20 protein-coding genes are annotated in these 23,408 nt (G+C 61.1%); 9 read left to right on the top strand and 11 right to left on the bottom strand.

The genetic code is table 11. The annotated features are described in order from the left end of the window. Positions 1-47: 47 nt before the first annotated feature. From GWG65_RS21325 to dapA, 7 genes are read right to left on the bottom strand one after another with little or no spacing between them, the layout of a single operon-like run. Positions 48-350 carry a DUF4286 family protein gene (locus GWG65_RS21325; protein WP_275197524.1) on the bottom strand — a complete coding sequence of 101 codons (303 nt, stop codon included), beginning with the start codon at positions 348-350 and terminating at the stop codon, positions 48-50. Between the two features lie 11 nt (positions 351-361). Further along, positions 362-1,303, bottom strand: a complete 942-nt coding sequence (locus tag GWG65_RS21320; protein WP_275197523.1) for a dihydrodipicolinate synthase family protein — start codon at positions 1,301-1,303, stop codon at positions 362-364. Between the two features lie 8 nt (positions 1,304-1,311). Next, a complete protein-coding gene (locus GWG65_RS21315; protein WP_275197522.1) occupies positions 1,312-1,743 on the bottom strand; it encodes a MaoC/PaaZ C-terminal domain-containing protein in 432 nt (143 codons plus the stop codon). A 3-nt stretch (positions 1,744-1,746) separates the two neighbouring features. Next, entirely contained in the window at positions 1,747-2,154 is a 408-nt protein-coding gene (locus GWG65_RS21310; protein WP_275197521.1) for a MaoC/PaaZ C-terminal domain-containing protein, read from the bottom strand. 10 nt (positions 2,155-2,164) lie between these two features. Then, on the bottom strand, positions 2,165-3,328 hold the full coding sequence (locus GWG65_RS21305; RefSeq protein ID WP_275197519.1) for an acyl-CoA dehydrogenase family protein: 1,164 nt from the start codon (positions 3,326-3,328) through the stop codon (positions 2,165-2,167). Next, the gene (locus tag GWG65_RS21300) at positions 3,325-4,515 is read right to left on the bottom strand and encodes a CoA transferase (RefSeq protein WP_275197517.1); all 1,191 of its coding nucleotides are present in this window, start codon (positions 4,513-4,515) and stop codon (positions 3,325-3,327) included. Before GWG65_RS21300 ends, GWG65_RS21305 begins: the two co-directional genes overlap by 4 nt. A gap of 15 nt (positions 4,516-4,530) precedes the next feature. Further along, positions 4,531-5,439: a 4-hydroxy-tetrahydrodipicolinate synthase gene (gene dapA / locus GWG65_RS21295; protein WP_275197599.1), complete on the bottom strand. Its 909-nt coding sequence runs from the start codon at positions 5,437-5,439 to the stop codon at positions 4,531-4,533. Between the two features lie 184 nt (positions 5,440-5,623). Between dapA and GWG65_RS21290 the strand changes: the two genes are divergently transcribed. From GWG65_RS21290 to GWG65_RS21260, 7 genes are all read left to right on the top strand, one after another. Beyond that, positions 5,624-6,739 (top strand): LacI family DNA-binding transcriptional regulator, encoded by a 1,116-nt coding sequence (locus tag GWG65_RS21290; protein WP_275197516.1) that lies wholly within the window; start codon positions 5,624-5,626, stop codon positions 6,737-6,739. 3 nt (positions 6,740-6,742) lie between these two features. Next, positions 6,743-7,111, top strand: coding sequence for a hypothetical protein (locus tag GWG65_RS21285; protein ID WP_275197515.1), 369 nt, complete (start codon positions 6,743-6,745; stop codon positions 7,109-7,111). Positions 7,112-7,123: 12 nt separating this feature from the next. After that, entirely contained in the window at positions 7,124-8,266 is a 1,143-nt protein-coding gene (locus GWG65_RS21280) for an acyl-CoA dehydrogenase family protein (RefSeq protein WP_275197514.1), read from the top strand. Between the two features lie 16 nt (positions 8,267-8,282). Continuing rightward, positions 8,283-9,866, top strand: a complete 1,584-nt coding sequence (locus GWG65_RS21275; RefSeq protein ID WP_275197513.1) for a CoA-transferase — start codon at positions 8,283-8,285, stop codon at positions 9,864-9,866. A 9-nt stretch (positions 9,867-9,875) separates the two neighbouring features. Continuing rightward, a complete protein-coding gene (locus GWG65_RS21270; protein WP_275197512.1) occupies positions 9,876-10,421 on the top strand; it encodes a MaoC/PaaZ C-terminal domain-containing protein in 546 nt (181 codons plus the stop codon). Between the two features lie 13 nt (positions 10,422-10,434). Next, positions 10,435-11,271, top strand: a complete 837-nt coding sequence (locus tag GWG65_RS21265; protein ID WP_275197511.1) for an ABC transporter substrate-binding protein — start codon at positions 10,435-10,437, stop codon at positions 11,269-11,271. 2,204 nt (positions 11,272-13,475) lie between these two features. Beyond that, positions 13,476-13,697 (top strand): cold-shock protein, encoded by a 222-nt coding sequence (locus GWG65_RS21260; protein WP_275197510.1) that lies wholly within the window; start codon positions 13,476-13,478, stop codon positions 13,695-13,697. A gap of 76 nt (positions 13,698-13,773) precedes the next feature. Here GWG65_RS21260 and GWG65_RS21255 read toward each other — a convergent pair whose 3' ends face one another. From GWG65_RS21255 to GWG65_RS21240, 4 genes are all read right to left on the bottom strand, one after another. Continuing rightward, positions 13,774-14,508: a hypothetical protein gene (locus GWG65_RS21255; RefSeq protein ID WP_275197509.1), complete on the bottom strand. Its 735-nt coding sequence runs from the start codon at positions 14,506-14,508 to the stop codon at positions 13,774-13,776. A 415-nt stretch (positions 14,509-14,923) separates the two neighbouring features. Then, a complete protein-coding gene (locus GWG65_RS21250; protein ID WP_275197508.1) occupies positions 14,924-16,222 on the bottom strand; it encodes a glycosyltransferase family 4 protein in 1,299 nt (432 codons plus the stop codon). A gap of 19 nt (positions 16,223-16,241) precedes the next feature. After that, positions 16,242-17,375, bottom strand: coding sequence for a radical SAM protein (locus GWG65_RS21245; RefSeq protein ID WP_275197598.1), 1,134 nt, complete (start codon positions 17,373-17,375; stop codon positions 16,242-16,244). A gap of 1 nt (position 17,376) precedes the next feature. Further along, a complete protein-coding gene (locus tag GWG65_RS21240) occupies positions 17,377-18,738 on the bottom strand; it encodes a glycosyltransferase family 4 protein (protein WP_275197507.1) in 1,362 nt (453 codons plus the stop codon). Between the two features lie 349 nt (positions 18,739-19,087). Here GWG65_RS21240 and GWG65_RS21235 point away from each other — a divergent pair, with 349 nt between their 5' ends. Further along, on the top strand, positions 19,088-21,229 hold the full coding sequence (locus tag GWG65_RS21235) for a type I secretion system permease/ATPase (RefSeq protein ID WP_275197506.1): 2,142 nt from the start codon (positions 19,088-19,090) through the stop codon (positions 21,227-21,229). Between the two features lie 97 nt (positions 21,230-21,326). Next, on the top strand, positions 21,327-23,336 hold the full coding sequence (locus GWG65_RS21230) for an HlyD family type I secretion periplasmic adaptor subunit (RefSeq protein ID WP_275197505.1): 2,010 nt from the start codon (positions 21,327-21,329) through the stop codon (positions 23,334-23,336). Positions 23,337-23,408 lie beyond the last annotated feature (72 nt).

Below are 23,408 nucleotides of genomic sequence, written 5' to 3'. Positions count from 1 at the left end.
GGCCGGCCGGATCTCACGACACGACTGGCAGCATCGTCTTCGATCCGTCAGGCCGGTCCCGACATCGACTTGAGCTGTATGCGCATGAAATTCTTCACGAGCGCTTCGAACGGACCGAAGCCCTTCACCTTCAGGAACTCCGGCGTCTCGAATGCCCACCGCCCCGCGACCTCGTACATGGCCGCGTATTTCGGCCCGTCGCCGACCGAGACGAAACGCTTTGCCGAGAGCCAGCCGGGACAGGCGAGCAGATCGGGAAAATGCGTCTGCTGGTACCAGGCGTTGAACGCAGCCTCGTGCTCGGGATCGATGTCGACCCGCACGATGTGGATGAAGGCTTCGTCCGGCATGAGCCCGCTCCTCACGCCAGGCGGATATCGCCGGCCGCGCGCGCCGCGCCGACGGTCGTTGCAATGGCGTCGCACAGCGCGGGCAGGACCGGCAGCAGCGGCGGCCGTGGATCGGCGTTGCCGATCAGACCGAGCGCCTTGAGCCCGACTTTCATGCGCGTGTGCATATCTATGATCGGCGCCGGCCTATAGATCGCGCGCACGATCGGATAAAGCCGTTCGTTGACGGCGCGCATCGTCTTGAGATCCTCGGCGAGCGACGCCTGCCAGAGCGCGACAAACAAATCCGGCGCGAGACTGACGAGACCGGACAGAATGCCGTCACCGCCGACGGCGAGCTGCGGCAGGAACCAGTTGAAGTTCGACGGCAGGATCGCGACAGACGGATCGGCCTGCTTCACCGCACGCCGATTCTCGTCATAGGCTAAGATGGTGTCGCTGCCTTCCTTGATGGCGATGACACCGTCGAGGGCCGCGATCTTCGCCATCGTCTCCGGCGAGTAGCCAATTCCGGACGCCAGCGGATACTGGAAGATCGACACCGGAATACCGATGGCAGAACAGACGGCCTGCACGAAAGCAACCGGTGCGCGCGAGGTGGCCGATGCACCGCCGCCGAGCGGTGCCGGCGGAAACAATACCGCGCAGTGTGCGCCTGCGGCTTCGGCAAGCTGCGCCTGATGGATCGCTTCCGCGGTGGAATGCGCGATGATGCCGGCCAGCAGCGGCTTGCGGCCGATATGTCGGCGTGTCCGCTCGATCACCACCTGGCGCTCGTCATCCGAAAGCGACCCGCCCTCGCCGGCATGTCCGTTGACGAACACGGCCGCGATCCCGTCCGGGCAGGCGCAATAGTCGAGCACGCGGGCATAGCCGTCCCAGTCGATCGACATGTCGTTGTTGAAGGGCAGCACGGTCGCGACCGTGACGCCACGCAAGTCAGGTTTCTTCATCGCCTTGCTCATGACGGTTTGCGCCGCGGGAATTTCAGGCTCGCTCGCGCCTTCAGCACTTCGAGGCCCCCCTCGTTGCGGGCGCTCGCCTCCCAGATGATGGTGCGGGTCTCGTCGTGCTGCTCGGCAATCCAGACGTCGAAAGTGAGCGTGTCGCCGTAGAACACCGGGCCGGTGAACCAGAACCGGTCCTCGACCGATACGCCGATCGTGCCGACAAGCTCGCTGGTGAGGATGCTGGTGCAGAGGCCGGCGACCATGATGCCGGGTGCGAGCCTTCGGCCGAAACGCGTGGCACCCGCATAGATCTCGTCGACATGGACGGGACCGAAATCGCCGGTCGCGGCGATGTAGAGCGCGCCGTCCGCCTCTGTGATGGTCTTGCTCAGGCTGACCTTGTCGTTCACCTTCAGATCGTTGAACGATTTCGGCTCATACATGGCTCAGCTCCTCGCGAAGGGAACGAGCGTCGCCGTGCCGTCAACCACGGTCGCGCCCGAGGGCGACAATGTGCAAGTGACGCGGCAGACCGCCTCATCACCGGCGACCGAGACGATCTCGGCCTTCGCCTCGACAGAATCGCCGACGATCACGGGTGCCTTGAAATTCAGCGCGATGCTGCCGATCCGCCGCGTCGGACCGCCGAGCTGGCTGAGGCAGGTGGTGGCGAGACCGCCGACCGCGAGCTCGAAGGCGACCATGTTGGACGCGCCGGCCTTCCTGGCGCGGACAGCATCGACATAGAGACCGCCGAGATTGCCGCTGATGCCGGTGAACATCGCCTGTTCGGCCACAGTCATGGTCTTGCGGAAGGCGAAGGCGGCGCCGGGATTGAGAGGTGTGTGAGACATCGATAGTTCCCTAGAGCTGCAAGCCGTTCTTGATCGTGCTCCGCGCAACCAACATTCGATGGATTTCGGAGGTGCCGTCATAGATGCGCGTGACGCGGGCGTCGCGATACATGCGCTCCAGCGGCAGGTCCTTGCTAAAACCCATGCCGCCGAACACCTGGATGGCGCGGTCGACCACGCGGCCCTGCATCTCGGAGGCCGCGACCTTGACCATCGAAACCTTGTCGCGCGCATCCCGGCCCTGGTCGATGTCCCAGGCGGCGTTCATCACCATCATCTTGACGCCAAAAATCTCGGTGGCGGAATCGGCGATCAACTTCTGCACCATCTGGAAATCGCCGATCACTTGGCCGAACTGGCGGCGCTCGCCGGCATGCTTGCGCATCATCTCGAGCGCGCGCTGCGCCATGCCCACGGCACGCGCACCGATATGGGCCAGGCGAATCTGGAGCACGCTCTGCATGATCAGCTTGAAGCCACCACCGACCTCGCCGAGAACAGCCGCCTTCGGGATGCGGCAGTCCTCGAAGGACAGCTCGGCATGGCCGTATCCGCGGTGGCCCATCATCGGCTGGGTGCGCGCGACCTTGAACCCGGGCGTGCCGCGATCGACCAGGAATAGCGTGATGCCGCCCCGCGCGCGCTTTTCCTTGTCGGTGAGCGCCATCAGGATCACATAGTCGGCGATGTCGCCGTCGCTGATGAAATGCTTGGTGCCGTTGAGCACCCACGCGTCACCGTCGAGATGCGCAGTCGTGCTGATTGACGCGGCGTCGGAGCCGGCACCGGGCTCGGTAATGGCCATGGCGCAGATCTTGTCGCCCTTCACCGTCGGCAAGAGATAGCGCTCGACCTGATCGCCCCTGCACGCCATCAGCATCGGATAGACCTGGCCGAACACACGCCGGATCAGCGCATCGGAGGTCTTGCCGAACTCTTCCTCGACGAGGCAATGCTCGACGCAGGACAGTCCGCCGCCGCCGACATCCGTGGGCATGTTCATGGCGTAGAGGCCAAGCTGCTGCGCCTTGGCCTTGGTCACCGCAAGCGCGTCAGCGGGCACGGTCGCCATCCGCTCCACCTCATCCTCAAGCGGCTGCACCTCTGTTTCGACGAAACGGCGGACGGTGTCGACCAGGAGGCGCGTATCCTCGGGCAGCGAAAAATCGATCATCGCGCCACTCCGACAGCCTTGCCGACGACCATGGCCTCAATGTCGGCGGCGCCGTAGCCGATCTCGCCGAGCACCTCACGCGTCTGAGCGCCGAGCCGCTGCGGCACCAGCCGCACCTCCGGCGTCTTGCCATCATAGCGCGCGGGATGCGCGACCATGCGGATCGGTGCGCCCCCTGCACTCTCCGCGCTCTTGAACACACCGAGATGGTTGAGCTGAGGATCGGTCTCGAGGTCGTGATAGTCCTGCACCGGCGCGTGCCAGATCCGCGCCGTTTCAAGCACGGGCAACCATTCGGCCGTCGCCTTCTGTTTCAGAAGCGCCGCGACGATCCCGGTGATTTCTTCGCGCTTCGAAAAGCTGTCGGCGTCGCCGAACTGCTGCAGCGCCTCGCTGCCGAGCGCCACTGCCAAAGCCTTGGGCGACGCCATGGAGATCGCGAGATGACCGTCTGCCGTCGCGTGAATGCCGTAAGGCCCGGGGCTGAACCATGCCGCGATGCCGGCCGGACCGCGCGGCGTCGGCGACGGCGCGCCGTTGAGCCATGCGGTCAGCGGCTCGACCTGAAGATCAAGCGCAGCCTGATAGAGATTGACCTCGACAAGCTGCCCCTTCCCCGTCTTCGTCCTGGCGAACAGCGCCGCGAGAATACTCATGGCATAGAGCGAGGCCGCATGCTGGTCGACGATGACAGCACCGACCGCCGTCGGCTCCCCATCGGCGCGCCCGGTCCGCATCGCGAGACCGGACATCGCCTGGAGCAACAGATCCTGCCCCGGACGATCCTTGTAAGGCCCCTCCGATCCGAAGCCAGTCGCCACGGCGTAGATCAGGCCGGGGTTGATCGCCTTCAGCGCGTCGTAGCCGAGGCCGAGTCTGGCCATAGTGCCCGGCCGGAAATTCTCCATCACGACATCGGCGGCCGCGACTAGCTTCTTCACGGCAACGACGCCGTCCGGATGCTTGAGATCGACGGCGATGCTGCGCTTGTTACGTCCCGTCGCCAGGTGATTGACGCTGTCGCCTGCGACGAAATGATTGGCGACCGCCCAGTTGCGCTGAAATGCGCCCTCGATCGGCTCGACCGCGATGACGTCGGCGCCGAGATCGGCGAGCGTCTGCGCGGCCAGCGGGCCTGCTAGATAATGGTTGAAGCTGAGGATCTTGACGCCGTCGAGCAGGTTCATCCGTTCACATCCAATTTAAGCCGCCGCAACCGGCGCGCCGCGCCACGCCAGATCAAACGTCTTGACCAGGGCGCGTGCCGCTGCATCCTGCGCAGCTGGCAACGGTAGCCGCGGCGGACGTGGATTGCCGACCGCAAAGCCCATATGACCAAGCAGAGCCTTGCTGCCGGCCACATAAGCCTGGCCGCCAACGAATTCGATCACCGGCAGGTACTTAAGATAGAGCTCGCGTGCCTCCTTGATCGCGCCCTCATCGGCGACGAGGCTGAAGATGCGCGCCATCTCCGTCGGCACCACGTTGGAGGCGACCGCCACCCAGCCCTGCGCGCCTTCGACGAAGGATTCGAAGCCGAGAATGCCGCCGAACACGGTCATCTGGTCGCCGCAGAGGCGGATGATGTCGCGCACGCGCGTCACCTCCAGCGTCGACTCCTTGATATAGAGACAATTGTCGATCTCGGCGAGGCGCGCCACGAGTTGCGGCTTGAGATCGACATTGGCGGTCGCCGGATTGTTGTAAACCATGATTGGCAGCGAGATCGCGTCCGCAACCGTCTTGTAATGGTGGACTAGTTCGTCGTCGGTCGGGGTCGAATAGAACGGCGGAATGATCATGACGCCGTCGGCGCCCAGTTTTTCGACACGGCGGCTGAGGCGAACCACTTCGCGCGTATCCTCCGCGCCGGTGCCGATCAGGACGGGCACGCGCCCTGCGGCCTGACTAATGACGACTTCGGCAACCAGCGCCTTCTCGTCATCGTCCAGCGACAGGAATTCGCCGGTCGAACCGAGCGGGATCAGCCCGTGAATTCCTTCGGCGATCTGCCAGTCGACGAAGGCGCGCAGCGCCGCGACATCGACGTCGCCGGACGGCGTGAACGGAGTGATCATGACGGTGTAGGTGCCGCGGAACGTCTTCATCAGAGAACTGCCGGGTGATCAGGTGGATTCAGGGAACGGCGGCCTCCTGCGGAATATCCGCAGGATTTATGCAATCGATTGCGTATCTGGCTCTGCATTGAGCAACACCATCTACTTTTTGGGCTTGATCCAAGTGGAATTAGCCCATAGCGTTTTTGCAATCGTTTGCAGTCTATCGGCAGGTTTGATGAGCGTCACGCTCAAAGATGTGGCACAGGCGGCCCGCGTTTCGGTCAGCACCGCCTCGCGCGCGCTGACCGGAACCGGCCTGACCAGCGAGCGCACGCAGCAGCGCCTGACGCGCATCGCGCGCGAGCTCGGCTACCGGCCGAACCCGATCGCGCGAGGCCTGAAGACCGGTCAGTCGCGGCTCGTTGCGCTTCTTGTCCACAATCTCACCAATGCCTCGTTCCAGGTGATGGCCGAAGTCGTGCAAGCGCGCCTGAAGGCGCTGGGCTACCAGATGCTGCTGTGCATCGGCGGTGACGATCCGGAGCAGGAAAGCGACACCCTCACCACGCTGGTCGATCACCGCATCGACGGTCTGATCGTCGTGCCGACGGGAAAGAACGGCACGCAGCTCAAGGCCCTGGCAAAGGACGTCCCGATCGTCTGCCTGGTGCGGCGCGATGACGCGACCGACCTCGAGACCGTGCTCGCCGACGACCCACAAGGCGCCTATCTCGGCACGCGCCATCTGATCGAGCTCGGGCACAGACGCATCGGACTGATCGTCGGCCGCCAGGACACCACGTCGGGCCGCGAGCGGTTGTCCGGCTATGTCCGCGCGCTGCGCGAAGCCGGCATCCCTGTCGACGACACATTGATTCTTGCCGGCCATTTCGTTCCCGAGACTGGTGCGACGTGCTGCCGCAAGCTGCTCGACCTCCCTCGCCCGCCGAGCGCGATCTTTGTCGCCAATCACGAGGCAACGCTCGGCGCGCTGCGCGTCATCGCGGAGCGGAACATCGCGATACCTGACGACCTCTCGCTGCTCTGCTACGAGGACATGCCGTGGTTCGAATGGCACCGCCCGGCCATTAGCATCGTCGACAACGGCGCGCATGATCTCGCCAATCTGGCCGTGGACCGGCTGCTGCATCGCATGGATGCAAAAGGCAACGGCAATGACGGCGTCCGCGAATATCGCGTCGGCGCGCGGCTGGTGCAGCGCGATTCCTGCCGCCGGATCGAAGCCGCGCCCCCGGCGAGATCCGGCAAGCCCAGATCGTCCCCGTCCAGATCGTCTGCGTCCAAATTGTCTGCCTCCAAATTGTCTGCCTCCAAGTCCGCGAAGGTCTGATCGATGCCCTATGTCGAAGTGCTCGCCCCGCAAGTTCCTCCGCAGCGCAAGGCCGCGCTGGCCAGGTCGGTGACCGACGGCCTGATGTCGGCATTCGGCGTCGGTGCGGACACGGTCACGCTCTACTTCCTCCCGATTGGTGCCGACGACTACGCCCATGCCGGTGTGATGGGGGCTGAAGGCGCCGGCCAACGCATCTTGCTCAAGGTCCACGCGTTCCGTCGCAGCGAGGCCGAGCGCCGCGCCGCCGCCATCGCCCTGACTCGCGGGGTGTGCAGCACCTATGGCGTCCCCGGTGACGACGTCGCGGTCTATTTCCTCGACCGCGACAGGAGCGAGGTCTCCCACGATTCCAAGCTCGCCAGCGACTGACGGGAGCTCGCCATGGATCGCTTTTACACCCAGGATCAGAAAGCTCTTCGCGAGACCGCCCGCCGCTTCGCGGAGGCGGAAATCCTGCCGCGCGCGGCCGCGATCGACCGCGATGATCGTTTCGACCGTGCGCTCTACAAGGGCATGGCCGATCTTGGCCTGTTCGGCATTTGCCTGCGCGAAGGCGCGGGCGGCGCCGGGCTCGATGCTGTGGCGGCCTGCATCACAATGGAAGAGCTTGCGCGCTGCTCCGGCGCGGTCGCCAACGCCTTCGCCATTCCCGTCGAGGCAGTTCTCTTCTTCGACCATCACGGCACTGACGCGCACAAGGAACTGATCCCAAGAATTCTGAGCGGCGACGTCATTCCCGCCACCGCAGTCTCGGAGCCCGACCACGGCTCCGACGTTGCAGGCATCCGCACCAATGCGGTGCGCGACGGCAATGGCTGGCGGCTCAATGGCACCAAGGCCTGGGTGACCCTCGGCGGGGTCGCCGATCGCATCATGGTGTTCGCACGCACCGGCCCAGATGCTGGCCATCGCGCCATCTCCTGTCTGCTGGTCGACGGCGCCCTGCGCGGCGTCGCCCGCGGCAAGAACGAGGAGCTTCTCGGTATGCACGGCCTTGAAGACTGCCAGATCACCTTCTCCGACGTGAGCCTGCCGGCCGACAGCCTGATGGGGCCGGAGAACCAGGCGTTCAAGATGGCCATGAGCAATTTCAACTTCAGCCGGCTGATGATGGCCTCGATGGCGCTCGGCATGGCTCAGGCTGCGTTCGAGGACGCCACCGCCTACGCGCGTGACCGCAAACAGTTCGGCCAGGCGATCATCGGTTTCCAGGCGGTGCAGTTTATGCTCGCCGACATGTCGACCGACATCGCCGCCGCGCGCCTTCTGATCCATCACGCCGCGCGCCTCCATGATGCCGGCGAGCCGATCGCCAAGGAGGCGGCGCAGGCCAAGCTGTTCACGACCGACATGGCGATGAAGCACGTCTCCAATGCGCTCCAGATCCACGGCGGCAACGGCTATTCGCGCGAGTACCGCATCGAGCGCATCTTCCGCGACGTGCGCCTTGCCCAGATCTACGAAGGTACCAACCAGATCCAGCGGCTCATCATCTCCCGCCAGGTTGAGAAGGAGGCCGCGTGATGCGGTGCGTGCAGTCATGCTGAGCATCATCACCGCGGTACAAGCCGCAGGCCTGATCCGCGATGCCGACACGCTGATTGTCGGCGGGAACGGCGGCACCGGCGTCGCTGAAGCGATCCTCGATGCGCTGGAACAGCGCTTCCTCGGCGGCCAAGGCCCGCACGGGCTGACGCTGATCAACATCACCGGCGTCGGCGCCGTCACCGAGAAGGGCCTGTGCCATCTCGCCCATGAAGGCCTGATCGCGCGCGTAATCGGCGGCAATTTCGGCCTCCAGGTGCCGTTCATGCGCCTGGTTCGCGAGGAGTTGATCGACGCCTACAATTTTCCGCAGGGCGTGATGAGCCAGCTCTGCCGTGCCATGGCCGCGAAACATCCCGGCGTGCTCACCCACGTCGGCCTCAACACCTACATGGATCCTCGCCAGGACGGGGGCCGCATGAACGCGCGCACCACGGCGCCGCTGATCGATCTGCTCGAGCTGCACGGCCAGGCGTGGCTGCTCTACCGCGTCCCCGCACCGCCGAACGTCGCCATCATCCGCGGCACTTCGGCCGACGAAGACGGCTATGTCAGCATGGAGCACGAAGGCACCACACGCGAGGATCTGTCAATCGCGCAGGCCGTGCACAATGCCGGCGGCACGGTGATCTGCCAGGTGAAACGGATCGTCAAGCGCGGCTCGATCCATCCGCAGATGGTCAAGATTCCTGGCTTCCTGATCGATCACGTCGTGCTCGAACCCGAGCAGATGCAGACTTATGGCACCACCTATGATCCGGCGCGGTGCGGCGAGACGTGCGTACCGGTGGCGCTGATCGCGCCCGATCCGCTGACCGAACGGCGGGTGATCGCCCGCCGCGCCGCCTTTGAGCTGCGCCCGCGCGACGTCGTCAATCTCGGCGTGGGAATTTCTGCAATGATCCCCAATGTTGCGGCCGAGGAAGGCATCTCCGACCTGATCACGCTGACGGTGGAGTCCGGCGTGATCGGCGGCGTGCCGGGCCACGCGCGCGAATTCGGCACCGCGATCAACCCGCGCGTCATCCTCGACCAGGCTTATCAGTTCGACTTCTACGACGGCGGCGGGCTGTCCTGCGCCTTTCTCTCCTTCGCCGAGGTGGACGAGACCGGCAACGTCAACGTCACCCGGTTCGGCGACCGCCGCGACGGCTCGGGCGGCTTCATCGACATCACCCAGAACGCCAAGCGGCTGATCTTCAGCGGTACCATGACCGGCGGCAAACTCGACATCGGCGTCGAGAACGGCCGCCTCGCCATCCGCCGCGACGGCGCCTTTCGCAAATTCGTGCAGCAAGTCGGCCAGATCAGCTTCAGTGCCTCGCTCGCCGCGCAACGAGGCCAGCACGTCAGCTACGTCACCGAGCGCGCCGTGTTCGAGCTAGCGAACGGCAGCGTGACCCTGACCGAGATCGCGCCAGGCGTTCGCCTGGAGGAGGACGTGCTCGCACATATGGGCTTCCGGCCGCGCATCAGCTCGCAACTGAAGGATATGGACGAACGCATCTTCCGCTCCGGGCCGATGGGGATCGCGCAGAGCTTCAAGACCCTGCCGGCGCGGCCGCGCAAGGTCGCCTGAGGAATACGTATGGACGCCAGCGCCCCGATCAATATCCGTTACGAGGACATCGCGCTCGGCGCGGAGTTCGAGACTGCCGTGCACACGGTGACGGAGGCCGACATCGCAACCTTCGCCGACGTTACGCGCGACCATCATCCGCTTCATATCGATGCCGCCTATGCGCGCTCGCGCGGCTTTTCTGCGCTGATCGGTCATGGGCTGTTCGGCCTGTCGCTGATGGAGGGACTGAAGTCTGAGCTGAAGCTGTACGAGGAAACCTCTGTCGCCTCGCTTGGCTGGGACGAGGTGCGATTCAAGGCGCCCATCGTTGCCGGCGACGCCTTGCGCGTGCGCTTCCGCTTCGTCGAGAAGCGGCCGACGCGAAATCCCGAACGCGGCATCGTCATCGAGACGCTCGACCTCGTCAACCAGCGCGACGAAGTGGTGACGGCGGCCCGCCACACCTCGCTGATCCTGACCCGGCAGGCCGATCGCGGCGTGCCGGTCGCCGCGTCACACGACCATGAAGAAGACGTCGGACCGGAGACGGCTCAACTGCCACCCACGACTTGACAGGAGTATCTCGATGCGATTTCTCAGAACCTTCTCCGCCCTCGCTTTGCTGATCGGCCTGTCCCAAGCGGCCAGCGCCCAAACGTGTAGCCCGAAGGTGCCGGCATCGAGCTTGATCGAGGCGCCGAAATGGCAGATGTCGATCAACCCGACGCTGCCGCCGCAACAATTCGTCGACGACAAGGGCGAGTTGCAGGGGCTCAATGTCGAGCTCGCCAGAGAGATCGCCAAGCGCATCTGCGTCGAGCCGGTGTTTTTGCGCATGGACTTCCCGCCGATGATTCCGGCGCTCCGCTCAGGCCGCTTCGACGCCATCAACACCGGCCTGTTCTGGACCGAGGAGCGCTCAAAAATGCTCTACCTCGTGCCTTACGCGCAGCAGGCGATCAGCATCTACACTGATCCCACCTCCAGCCTGAAGCTGGAGAAGTTCGAGGATCTCGCCGGTCGCGTGGTGGGCGTCGAATCGGCAACCTACACCGAGCGCAAGGCGCGCGAGTTCAACACCGAGATGGTCGCGAAGGGCCTCAAGCCAATCGAGCTCCGCACTTTCACCACCGTCACCGCGACCTCGGCGGCGCTGCGCGCCGGCCAGCTCGAGGCCGCGCTCAATATCAACGAGACCGCCAACTCGCTCGAGCAGAAGGGCATCGCCAAGATCTGGGTCCGCGACATCGCCGGCACCGACATCACCTTCGCCTTCCGCGACAAGCTGCTCGCGCAGGCTTTTGCCGACGCGCTGACCGCAATCCGCGCCGACGGCACCTATGACAAGCTGTTCGATAAGTTCGGCATGACCAAGCTGAAGGCCGCAACCTTCGCCATCCGCGGCGTTGGTCCGAGCAACTGACGCCACATTGCCACGGCGAACGGCCTTCGCCTGTTGTTCCGCCGAAATTTCGGCTCACGCAATACTCAAGATCGAGCAGAAGCAGGCCTTCAAGTGAGGCAGCTGCTGTCGAAGCTGCCTTCTCCACCACATGCACGATCGCGCATGCGAACGGCTCGACACGACGTGAATGGTCTCGAACTACGTTCAAGTCGCGGGGCACAAGGACCACTGCTCGGCGGGGTTACAAGTCCCGTTCGGCAAATTTGCGAAACTCGTCCGACACGGAACGAGCAATACCCAGCGCTGCCGAGCCGTCTCCGATCGCATCCCAACCGAAGCGATCGCGGACCGTCACGGTTCGACCGGGCTTGCACTTCGTCCGGAGCCGCGTCCCGATGCGGTCCGCGAGGCGAAGCAGGACGGATCGAATAGCTCGCGCTTCGGCCGGCTTCCTGCCAATCGCCAATTGCTCAATGGGAACCGATTGCCATGCCGCTTCAGCTAGATCCCTCTGGATAAATTGTAGTTGACCAACATTCGGGCATTCTTCTGTTCGCCGTGTTTGACGGCAGCAGACCAGCGCCCTGCGAAATCGAATGGGGGGCGCTGGCCGATCGTGCAACAGTGGACGGCACCGATCAGAAAGACTTCGCGCGAACCATCATAGGCACCGCGAAACTATCCAAGCGAAACTATGCAAGCCATAGCCAGCCAGAACTATGATGCGGGGGAAGAGCGGCCGATCGTCACGACTTACCAGCTCACGCCGCTTCCTATAGCCTCGGCAATATTTTCAACTTGGTTGACCGCGTCAGAGGGAGTGCGACGTTGCTAACGCTGCCAACTCCAAAGCGTCCCACTGCTCCACCATGGAGCAATGAGGAAATCGACCAGCTACGGTCTCTCATCCTGGAAGGCAAGATCGTGCACGTCGTCTCAAGACATCTCGGCGGAACGCCACAGGCCATAAGGAAGATCGCCAGCAGACTAAAACTCCCGCGCCGGATTGTCTGATCTCCTGAAGGGAGCGCCCGCGCCGAGAGAGCAAGTCGCTCTCTTTAACTTGACCTTCGTCAAATTGGTCATCGCTGGGCTTGCGTAAATTTCATTGATGTGGGCTTGAAGACTCACGCTATTCAGGCTTGTCAGCGTAGCGTCAGTGGGCCCTCTCCCTGCGCTCGGAGACGATGGGAGCAGAGCAGCGTGGAGGATCAAGCTCGTCGCAATGCTGAACTGGTCACGCGCCTAATGGTCTTCCGATCGGCACTGTCGGCTCAGGACCTGGCTCCCCCGAACAACCAGTAGGCTCAACCAACTGCCACTATGTGCCGTTCTTCTCCTATTCCAAGCCACATCGGCGCCGCCATCGCCGGTCGGCCCGACGCTAGCGGTTTTGCGCCCGAAGATCGGCTTTTGACGGCGCCCTTAACAAACACTCGGTTGGAGATAAGACGTGCTCGGTCTCCTGCTACTTCTCGCAATAGTTTCGATTTCGTTCGCAGCCGGGTATGGGACGCGCGAGGCTATCTCCCGCAGACGCCGTGCGGAGTATCTGAGATACAAGCCAAATCGGCGTCCGCCAACGAGACCAACCAACCGCCCGCCTTTCTGATCCGTTCGGCGAACAACTCGCCTGCCCGTCCATACGTTGGACGCCGCAAACATCGCCGGTTAGAGTTGCTTTGATAGCCCCCACTTCCCGAGCGTCGTTTGGCACTCAGTCTGATAAGCAATGTCTAACACGACCTTTTGATACCCTGCACGCCTATGTCACGCCTATGTGGAGGGGTGTCGTTGAACGTATTACCGTGTTGAACATACTACCGTAATAGGTGCTGGCCGTGAGCATCTGGTACGGCGAGCCAACATTTGCACCCGCAAACAACGAGACGATCCGGCCGACGCTAGGTGCGGGAGACTCATCTTGAGATCCAATCTCCACCAGATGGAACGCCTGTTTGCGAGGCACCTTGCTCGTTTAAGCAACATCCAGCGCTGATTGTGTACTTGAGCGGCGCGGTTCCGGCCACACAGGCTGTCGGCAGTCAGGCGGAATTGTCTGCGCAACTACTCAGGGAGAGGAGAAGGAACCTAGATAGAGCGATGCGGATTAACTGCAAGAGACCGGGTTCTCAATTTCAACAACCTCGCATCTGCGCCGATTTCAGCTCCTCATCACGGCGTTCGCTCCGGAAAAGACCAAGAAATTGCCTGGAGGTACTGTGCCGACCGGATTTGTAGTTTGGTTTAACAAGTTTAAGGGTTACGGGTTCATTAGACCCGACGGCGGAGGCAAGGACATATTCGTTCATATGTCGGCAGTCGAACAAGCTGGCCTTTCCACGTTGCTCGAGGGGCAACGGGTAGGCTACGAGCTCGTGTCAGTCTCTGGCAAGATGACCGCCAGTCAACTGCGAATTAGCACTCCTCCAACCGAGGGATAAGCTCAGTTCGCCGGTGCAATCTAATTGCTGACCTGCTCTCGTGCCCGGACATCGTTGGTCCTCACCGCGAGGCCCTTCATATCATATCTCTGTCATGCAGCATTCGGAAGTTCCTGACCATATCGTTGTACCGTCCAATCAGGTCTATGAGTTCGTCGCCATGATCCGACAGAAAACCGGCAATGCCCGAAGCCACTGCCTGCATCTTTGCGTCAATCTGTCCCAATAGCTCGCTTCGGGCTGTGCTGTAGTGATCCGCGAAAGGATGAGCGATATCGGACCATTCGCTTGCCATCCTCATGGTATCAAAGATTGGCGGTTCCGACTTTGGCGCAACGGCATACCAGCGATCCACGAGCGCACCCCGATCGATAGCCTCCGCTGGCAGGGCCCCGACGCCAGCCGACCAACCACCCGCTCGCTCGACATCGACAGAAAGCAGCTCCAGCGTCTCGCCATGAAGGCAATCAATCTCCTTCATGGATTCATTGAACACGTCGCTCAGCCGCGCGAACTGCGACCACGCAAGTCTCAAATGCTGGTAGTGCGACAATTCGCCTCGCGCCCACGGATATTCACCGGCGACAACCCGGCAGGCGATCATGTCGCCATACACCGTGCGCAGTTGCAGAAGCGCCCTCAGCTCCGCTTTCAAGCGCAGATGAATGGCCGAGATTCCTCCTCTCGTTCTATCCGGTACGAACTCAAATGAGGGGTCGGACAGGCAGATCAGGTTTTCGCCGGCCAACTCGACAATCGGTGCGATCAGCCGGTCAATTTCGCTTACCGTTGGCTTGTCCACCCTGGTCATTCTCACAACATCCAGCAACGCTTAGCCGTTTCGGCGTCCGCCCCGATGCTTCGTTGGCTTGCGAATCCCCTGTCCTGAGCCTCTCAGGGTTCAGTCGCTTTCGGAAGCCCAATTTGTGCTCAGAATCAAGCCGAAGGTGCGATATCAAGCCTGCGCCCGCCGGCAGCCGGGGCGATCTCCAGGGCCCGACCGCGAAAAGCCCGCTGTTGCAGAGGCTTACGTCATGCGTTGAGGATGTCCGGCCTCAAGGCCGCGGGCTGAGATAACTGGCCTTTAAGGCGCAGGCGACCGCAAAGACCGTATCCAAAGGAGCCCTATGGACCCGTGCCAACGAACGATGTCGACCGCGCGCGGAAGAGTTCAGCCCCAGAAGGGCTCGGCGTACGCGTCCCTCGGCTTCCGATTGGCGCCGCGACTATTTCAATTTGACTTTTGCCGACGGCACACCCGTGAGCGGTTTCGTCAAATTGTCGTTGACGCTGCGAGCGAGGCCGTAACGGGCAGCCACCGGCCTGCCCAATTCCAATTGTTGCACTCTATTCCCGGCCCCATTCCCGGCCCCGCCCGAACGCGCGATGTTGCCTTGTGGCCGTCTTCTCCGGCCAAGCAGTTCGTCGTATACCTCTAGTGTCTTGTGCGCGATGTCGGACCAATCGTATCGCTGAGCACTCTCGCAGCGGACGGCTTCGCGCTCCTCCGCATTCAGGCTGGCGAGCGTCAGCACCGAAAGCTTTGCGCGCATCTCCTCGCAATCTCCGACATGGAAAATGCGGGCGGGGTCGTCCACGACTTCGAGGTTGGGAGCAATATCACTCACCAGCACCGGCAATCCATAGCTAAGCGCTTCGAGCAACACAATGGGTAGGCCCTCATGTGACGAGGGCAACACGAACAGCGCGGCGTGCGCATAGAGTTGTCGCAACGCATCGCCGGTCTGAAAGCCCGCCATGACGACGTTTTGCCGGCCGGCCGCCTCTCTGACCAGTTGATCTGCGTATTCGCTCTGGTGATCGATCTTGCCAACGATCGCCAACTTCCATCCAGGCAGCGCCGCGGCCGAAAACGCACGCAGGAGATCGAGCTGGCGTTTCTCGGGGACCAGCCGGCCGACCGTGAGTACGTATCGTCCTGGCTCCAATCCCAATTCGACGACCTCGTCGCTCTGTTGCGGCATCTCCGAGAACACGACCCCGTTCGGTATCACCTCGCACGGCCGGCCATATTTGGACGCAATAAGGTCGCCGATACTGCGGCTGACAGCGATGCGTTTGTTGGCGTAGCGCATCCCCATCGCTTCACCGGTCCGCAGCACCACCCGCGCCGCCCAGCCCCATTTCTCGCGGTTGTAGTCCTCGCCGTGATGGGTGACGACGACCTGCAGACCGATGGCCCGCAGCAATGGCGTTACGATTGCGGGTCCGATGCCGTGAATGTGCACCAGACCCGGCCTCCGAACCGCCGCAACAATCGCACAAATCACGGAATGCAGCAGCGTTTCGAAGTACTTGTTTGGCACGGTCCACAGCCGCAAGATGCGGACGCCCTTCCATACTTTTGCGAGGCCGGGCTCGACATAGGGGGATCGCATGCACACGGTGACTCGTCTGCCGAGTTCGACCACCCGTGGCGCAAGATTCTCTGCGTGCGTTTCGATGCCACCCTGGACCTGCGGGAAACCACGGAAACCGAACATGTAGATCTCACGCCTGCTCATCTGGATTTCCTCCGCGAATTTAATTGTTCATGAAAGTTCGCAAGGGGTAATGTTCGTCGGGGGTAGTGCGCCCCTTGACCAACCGGGCCTTGACGCTCTTGTTCAGGAAGGACGTTCGTTCGACGTGCGGGGACGGCCTCACGTCGGAATAATTGATGTAGCTGTCAAAACAGATGCTCTTGCCGATCGATACCTTCAGCTTGTTCTTGAGGACCCAGAGCAGGGGATCGGATTTCGGTAACTGAGGGACCAGGTTGGACCGCATGGCGGTCCGCGCGGTTGTCACCATCCAGCAATTCTGGCCGCAGCCAGCGACCTTCTTCCGCGTCTGCTGCGCGACCTCGCTGTTCATGATCTCGTCCCATGACTGGCGCGCAAGGTTGCCCATGGGAAGATCGGACCGTACGTTGCAAGCCCATACGTCCGACCAAGGATCGATGAACGCGAAATCCTTGCCTGCGCTGCAGGGTATCAGCCGATCGTGACCAAGGATCTTCTCGATCAAACCGAGATTCAGGTAAGCCCGAAACCAGTTCTTTGGCTTCGGACTGCGCAACATCGCCGAAATCAGTCCTTCGACCTTTCTGGCGACCGCCTTCCGGTCATAGAAGTAGTTGTCGTTCTTATAGAACTGCCACGCGTTGTGGAGCGCGGAGGTCGCCAATTCGAAGCCTTCCGTCCGGGCAAATTCGTAGACATTGACGAGCTGATCGACGTTCTCATCCTGAATGACCATCGCAAAACCGAGGTCGGTGCCACCCGCCTCACGAAGCATACGGAGTCCTGCGATCTTGGTGCTATAGCCGTCCTTCTCGCCGCGAATCCTGTCGTTCGTTTCCTCATCGCCCTCCAGCGAGAACCGCACCTTGATATTCGGGTACCTCTTGATGATTGGAACCAGGCGCTCAGCGTGAAGGCCGTTTGACGATATCTCCGTCACCCTTGCCTTGGGATAAAGAAGGTCAATCACTTCCGAGAGGTCTTTGCGAAGCGTCGGTTCTCCGCCTGACACATTCAGGTTGTCAAATCCGGCAGGAAGTTTTGACAGCGTGTCGAGCGACACCTCTTCCTTCGGCTCGGTCGGGTTTTGCCAGATGTAACACATCTGGCACTTCGAATTGCAGCGGAACGTTGAAATGACAGTGAGGTCCATTTTATGATCCAACTCTCTTGTGTAAGCCCGCCGCTCCAATCAGGCCCTCATACAGCGAGAACAACGCGGCTCCATGCGCCTGAAGTGAATACTCAATCTCGACGATTCTTCGCGCACTGCGGCCGAGTTCCTCTCGACGATGGCGATCGGCAAGAAGCTTTCTGATACTTTCCGACAGCTGAGAAACGTCGCCGGGCTCAAACAACAGACCCGTCGATTCGTCTCTCACGAGCTCAGGAATGCCGCCGATGCGCGATGCTACGATCGGCTTCCCGTGTGCCATCGCTTCAAGAATTGAGAGAGGGCTGTTCTCGTGCCATCCGGAGGGGACAGCTATCAACGCCGCTCGCTTGATCGTTCGTTCCAGGTCTATGCCGGTGAGGTGCCCCTTGAACTCCGCCATCGGATACTTCCGCTGAAGCTCCTCCAGCAGCGGACCGGTGCCGGCGATCACCAACCGCCAGGTTCCTTGATCTGCTGCATGGGCTAGGAGAAGGGTCTCAACGCCCTTTTCAGGCGACAAGCGCCCAAAGTACAATACGTAGCCCTCGTCGTCGGTAGACACCTCGATACGCGACGCGTCTATTCCGTTCGGAATATGAACCACCTTCTCCGCACCAAACCGGCGGACGACGGCCTCGTACATGAATTTGCTCGGCGCAATGAATTTGCCGACCCGATGATAGCTTCCCGCCAACGCGTGATAGCGCGCCTCCGCCCAGAGTAAGGCGCTGCGGCCCAATGACCCATTCGCACAGCGTCGCGCGAGAAGGGCCTCGAAACCACCGTCTGCGCATCTCGTGCACACCTGTCCGTTGCTGAGCTGCGTGTAGACAGGACAGACCGGCTTGTAGTCATGAAGCGTGAGAACGACAGGAACCCCCAATCTCGCCGCGGCGGAGATGATGGATGGGGTGAGTTGATGATAGATGTTGTGGCAATGGAGAACATTCGGTCTCTCGTTCCGAATGAGATCAGCAATCTTCGAAACGGCTTCCGGGGAGTGAATAAGGGAAAGTGCAGACTTCAGCTTGTCGCTCCGCGATGGAGCCCGATACGATTTTTGCGATACGAAATATGGTTGAAAGCGCGATGGGGCATTTCGATCATCATTCATGGAGAATTCAATGACATCGGCGTTTCGGCTCCGCATCAGCTCCATCTCGTCGAACATGACGACCTCGGAGCCGCCGTTGCGGAAGAAGAATTTGTTCGCGAACAGGATTTTCAGGTTGGGCCGATCCGGATCGTTGAACTGATCCCGTCTGGTGTGTTGAACATCTCGTTCAGGACGCGCTCTCGAACGCTCGGTCGAAAACGTCGCTACTGGTTCCTCACTGAGCTCGAACGACGATTCAGCCATTTCGCGTTCCTGACCGAGAGGTCGGAACAAGCCGAGATCCGATGCCAACACCAATTCCTGTTGCCTGGCGTTCGGCCAGGCGGTGCGCGGCTGTTCTCGTTACAATTCCAACCATCCGGGGGATGATATGCGACCGCCTCCCCCCGATATTGACAGCCGTCAACTCGCTTTCGGGGCGACTCCTAAAATGGGTTGATGGCCTGCTGTCTCGCTGGATTTCTTCCCTAATCGGCCCGATATCGGGTTGCGCCCCGAGTCACGCGCAGCACCGGACGACATACCATCATGGTCGATATTTACTGCCACAGGCATTACTGGGCGAAACTGCGTGATGCGGCGCGGAGTGCCAATGCGCGAGCAACTTGAGCCAACTGGCGCAATCCCTGATCAAGGATTGATCGCGTTGGTCATGATGCTCCGATTTCACGGGGTCGCAGTTGATCCTGAACGGATTCGTCATCAGTTCGGAGGAGTTGTCAGGATCGCCGAGATGCTCCGCTGCGCCAAGGAACTGGGGTTGAGGGCACGCGTCGTCAGAACGAATTGGTCCAGGCTTTCCGGTCTACCCATGCCGGCACTCGCCATCCTGCGCGAGGACAAATTCTTGATCTTCGGAAAGGCCAGTGAGGACAAGGTCATTGCTCTCGAGCCTGGTCGCCCTCAGCCGGTCATAATGTCGCGAATGGAGATCGAGGCCGCGTGGGACGGATCGGTGATCCTGATGACGCGCCGCGCGTCTCTCTCCGATCTCGCCCGCCGTTTCGACATCACCTGGTTTCTCGGCGCAATTCACAAGTACCGGCGGCTGCTGACCGAAGTTCTGGCCGCATCATTCTGCCTGCAGCTTTTTGCGCTTGTATCTCCCCTCTTCTTTCAGGTCGTGATCGACAAGGTCCTGGTTCACCAGAGCATGAGAACCCTGGACGTGCTCGCTGTTGGCCTTGTCGCAATCGCGTTGTTTGAAACGGTACTTGGCATCCTTCGCACCTACCTGTTTTCCCACACCACAAATCGGATTGACGTAGAACTCGGCGCCCGGCTGTTTCGTCACCTATTGGCTCTGCCAATCGGCTATTTTCAGGCACGGCGCGTTGGCGACTCCGTTGCGAGGGTGCGGGAACTGGAGAATATCCGCAATTTCCTGACCAGCTCGGCCTTGACGCTGATCATCGATTTGTTCTTTGCGACCATCTTCATCGCGGTGCTGTTCTTGTACTCACCGGCGCTGACATGGATCGTTCTCTTTTCGCTTCCGATCTATGTTGGAATTTCCGCCGCAGCCACGCCGCTATTTCAGCGACGGCTCGATGAGAAGTTTCAGCGTGGCGCAGAAAATCAAGCCTTCCTTGTGGAGAGTGTGACTGGAATTGAGACCCTCAAGGCAATGGCCGTCGAGCCCCAGATGCAGCGCCGTTGGGAGCAGCAGCTCGCCGGATATGTCGCCGCGAGCTTTCGAGTCATCAGCCTTGCCAACGTGGCAAGTCAATCGGTTCAATTTGTCAGCAAACTGGTCAGCGCGGCTATCCTTTATTTCGGCGCGAGACTCGTCATAAGTGGCGATCTTACCGTTGGCGAACTCGTTGCTTTCAATTTGCTCGCCGGCCGCGTAAGCGCTCCGGTGCTTCGATTGGCTCAGACTTGGCAAGACTTTCATCAGGCCAGGCTTTCAATCGCACGCCTTGGCGATATTCTGAATACGGAGACCGAGCCGGTCTACAATCCCGGCAAGATGGCGCTGGCCGCGATCCGAGGCCATATCACTTTCGAGCACGTGACCTTTCGCTACCGCATTGACGGACCCGAGATCCTCCGGGACGTGCACTTCCATGTTCCAGCGAACCAGATCATTGGCATAGTGGGAGCCTCGGGGTCGGGAAAGAGCACGTTGGCCAAGCTGGTGCAACGACTCTACATACCTGAGCGCGGCCGAGTCCTAGTCGACGGCATCGACGTTGCACAGGTGGATCCCGCCTGGTTGCGTCGCCAGATTGGCGTGGTTCTTCAGGACAACGTACTTTTCAACTGCTCGATCAGGGATAACATTGCGTTCGCCGATCCCGCGACATCGACGGAACGCGTGATCGAGGCGGCGACAATGGCTGGTGCACATAACTTTATTCTACAGCTACCGCAGGGCTATGACACCACCGTAGGGGAACGGGGGAATAGCCTGTCAGGTGGACAGCGTCAGCGCATCGCAATTGCGCGCGCACTTGTAACCGATCCTCGGATCCTGATTCTTGACGAGGCCACCAGCGCGCTAGACTATGAGAGCGAGCACATTGTTCAACAGAATATGGCGAAGATCTCACAGGGCCGGACTGTACTGATCATTGCGCATCGGTTGTCGGCCCTGCGAATGGCCGACCGCATCATCACGATTGAAGATGGCCGCCTGATCGAGGACGGCTCCCATCAAGAACTGATCAATCGCGGCGGGCGGTATTCCAAGCTCTATCGCCTGCAGACAGGTTTCCATGAGCTTCCATAGCACATTCCTCTCTCACGACCCCGCAAGGAGACGATGCGGCCCGGCCTGTTCGTCTCGCACTCCGTATTGGAATCGCTGAGGGCCGATGGAGCGGACCGTGACACAGGCTATCGAAGACCCCGGGCTTTTTGTCCTGGACGTCCTCCTACGCCTGCGCGGTATTGAGAGCAATCTCGATCACATTCGCCGACGGTCAGGCTACGCTCCGATCGGCGTTCCGGACATGCTCGCTTATGCAAGAGAGGTCAACCTTTCTGCACGTTGCGTACTGACCGATTGGGATGAGCTGTCAAAGCATCCTCTGCCGGGAATTGTTCCGCTTCGCAGCCAAAGCTTCCTGTTGCTTGGAAAAGTGCACGGCAACGAAGCGGTGATCCTTGCTCCCGGCGCCGAAAGGCCGGCTATCATCTCCAGATCTGAACTCGAAGCCATCTGGGATGGACGGCTGGTTTTGATTATCCGACGCCGCGCCATCGCCGCCTGGCTGCTGCGCCTCTCTCAAAATTGCCTGGGCCTAGTGCAGGATTTGAAGGCGCGTTCACTGGTAATGACGCCTCGAGTGACCGACCTGTTTTCCGGCCTTGCCGGCCGAGCGCCATTGACGGCAGAGCAGCGGTCCGCAGGGTCGGCGCAAAGCAGCTCCGGGAATGCCGTCATTGTCTTCGCAGATCACGCCCGCAAGCTCGGTCGCGCGGTCGCAAGGCTCGGGCCCACCGATGAGGCCCGCCCGAGCCACGAGCTCGCCTTTCTGCCCGCAGCACTAGAGATCGTCGAGACGCCTCCGTCTCCGGTGGGACGCGCCATCGTCGTCAGCATTATGGCCGGGCTCGCTGTCGCATTGGCCTGGGCCTGCATTGGAACTGTCGACATTGTTACCATTGCTCCGGGCAAGATCATTCCAAGCGGCCGGACCAAGACCATTCAACCCTTCGAAACCAGCGTTGTCCGCGCGATCTACGTCCGCGACGGGCAGATTGTCGCAGCCGGCGAACGCCTGATCGATCTGGATGCTACCGTTTCCGCGGCCGAACTGAGTCACTTGAAGGGCGATCTAATGAGCGCACAGCTCGACGTCGCGCGTTTGAAGTCCTTGCTCTCGAACAAGACCGATCCCGCCTCAACATTCGAAGCCCCGCCCGGCGCGTCACCTGTGCTGGTCGAGATGCACCGTCGCTATCTTATCAGCCAGACCACCGAGCAGAATGCGAAGCTCGCCACAATTGATCGTCAAATCGCGCAGAAAGAAGCAGAGCGAGCGACCTCCAAAGCGTCAATTGAGAAGCTGAAGGCAACCATCGGTCCACTTCAGCAGCGCGTTGAAATACGTGAGCAGCTGTATCAGAAAGAACTGGGCTCGAAGCTGTTGTACTTGACCGAGCTCCAGGAACTGGTCGGCCAACGCCAGGAGATACTTGTTCAGCAAAGCCGTTTCGGCGAGGCGGACGGCGCCATTGGCGTTCTCATGGAGACCCGAAACAAGGCAATCGCCGAGTATGAGCGCACCTTGTTCGAGGAACTCGCCAAAGCGGAACAGAAGGCTGCCGGATTAACCCAGGACGTCATCAAGGCGGAGCGACACACGGGTTTGCAGAGCCTGACAGCTCCCATCGACGGTGTCGTGCAGCAGCTCGCTGTTCATACAGTCGGCGGCGTCGTCACGCCGGCGCAACAGCTTATGCTGATTGTTCCGACCGACAGTAATCTCGAGGTCGAAGCCACGATATCGAACCAGGACATCGGCTTCATCGAAGCAGGCCAGGAAGCCGCCATCAAGATCGACACTTTCAATTTCACCCGCTACGGACTGCTGCATGGCACGATTGTCAGCATCTCCCAGGACGCCATTCCCCGCAACAAACCGCCAGAGAACGCCAACACAAGGTCGTCGGGTGCGGAAACAACCAGCAGCGAACCGAAGGGTCAGGAGCTTGTGTACGCCGCGCGGGTATCGCTCGACCGCAACCACATGGACATCGACAACAGACGTGTCAGCCTTTCTCCAGGGATGGCTGCAACGGTTGAAGTCAAATCCGGCTCACGTAGCATCATCAGCTACGTCCTCTCACCGATCATGAGGTACAAGCAGGAGAGTCTACGCGAGAGATAGTCGGCCCACCGCGGGCGTTAGGCGTCACCACCGCCGCAATTCCTGTTCGATTCTGTGTCGCGAATTGATTCG

The organism is Bradyrhizobium sp. CSA207 (assembly GCF_029051685.1).
In the GTDB taxonomy this organism is placed as follows: domain Bacteria; phylum Pseudomonadota; class Alphaproteobacteria; order Rhizobiales; family Xanthobacteraceae; genus Bradyrhizobium.
This window is presented reverse-complemented; position numbering and strand designations above follow the sequence as displayed.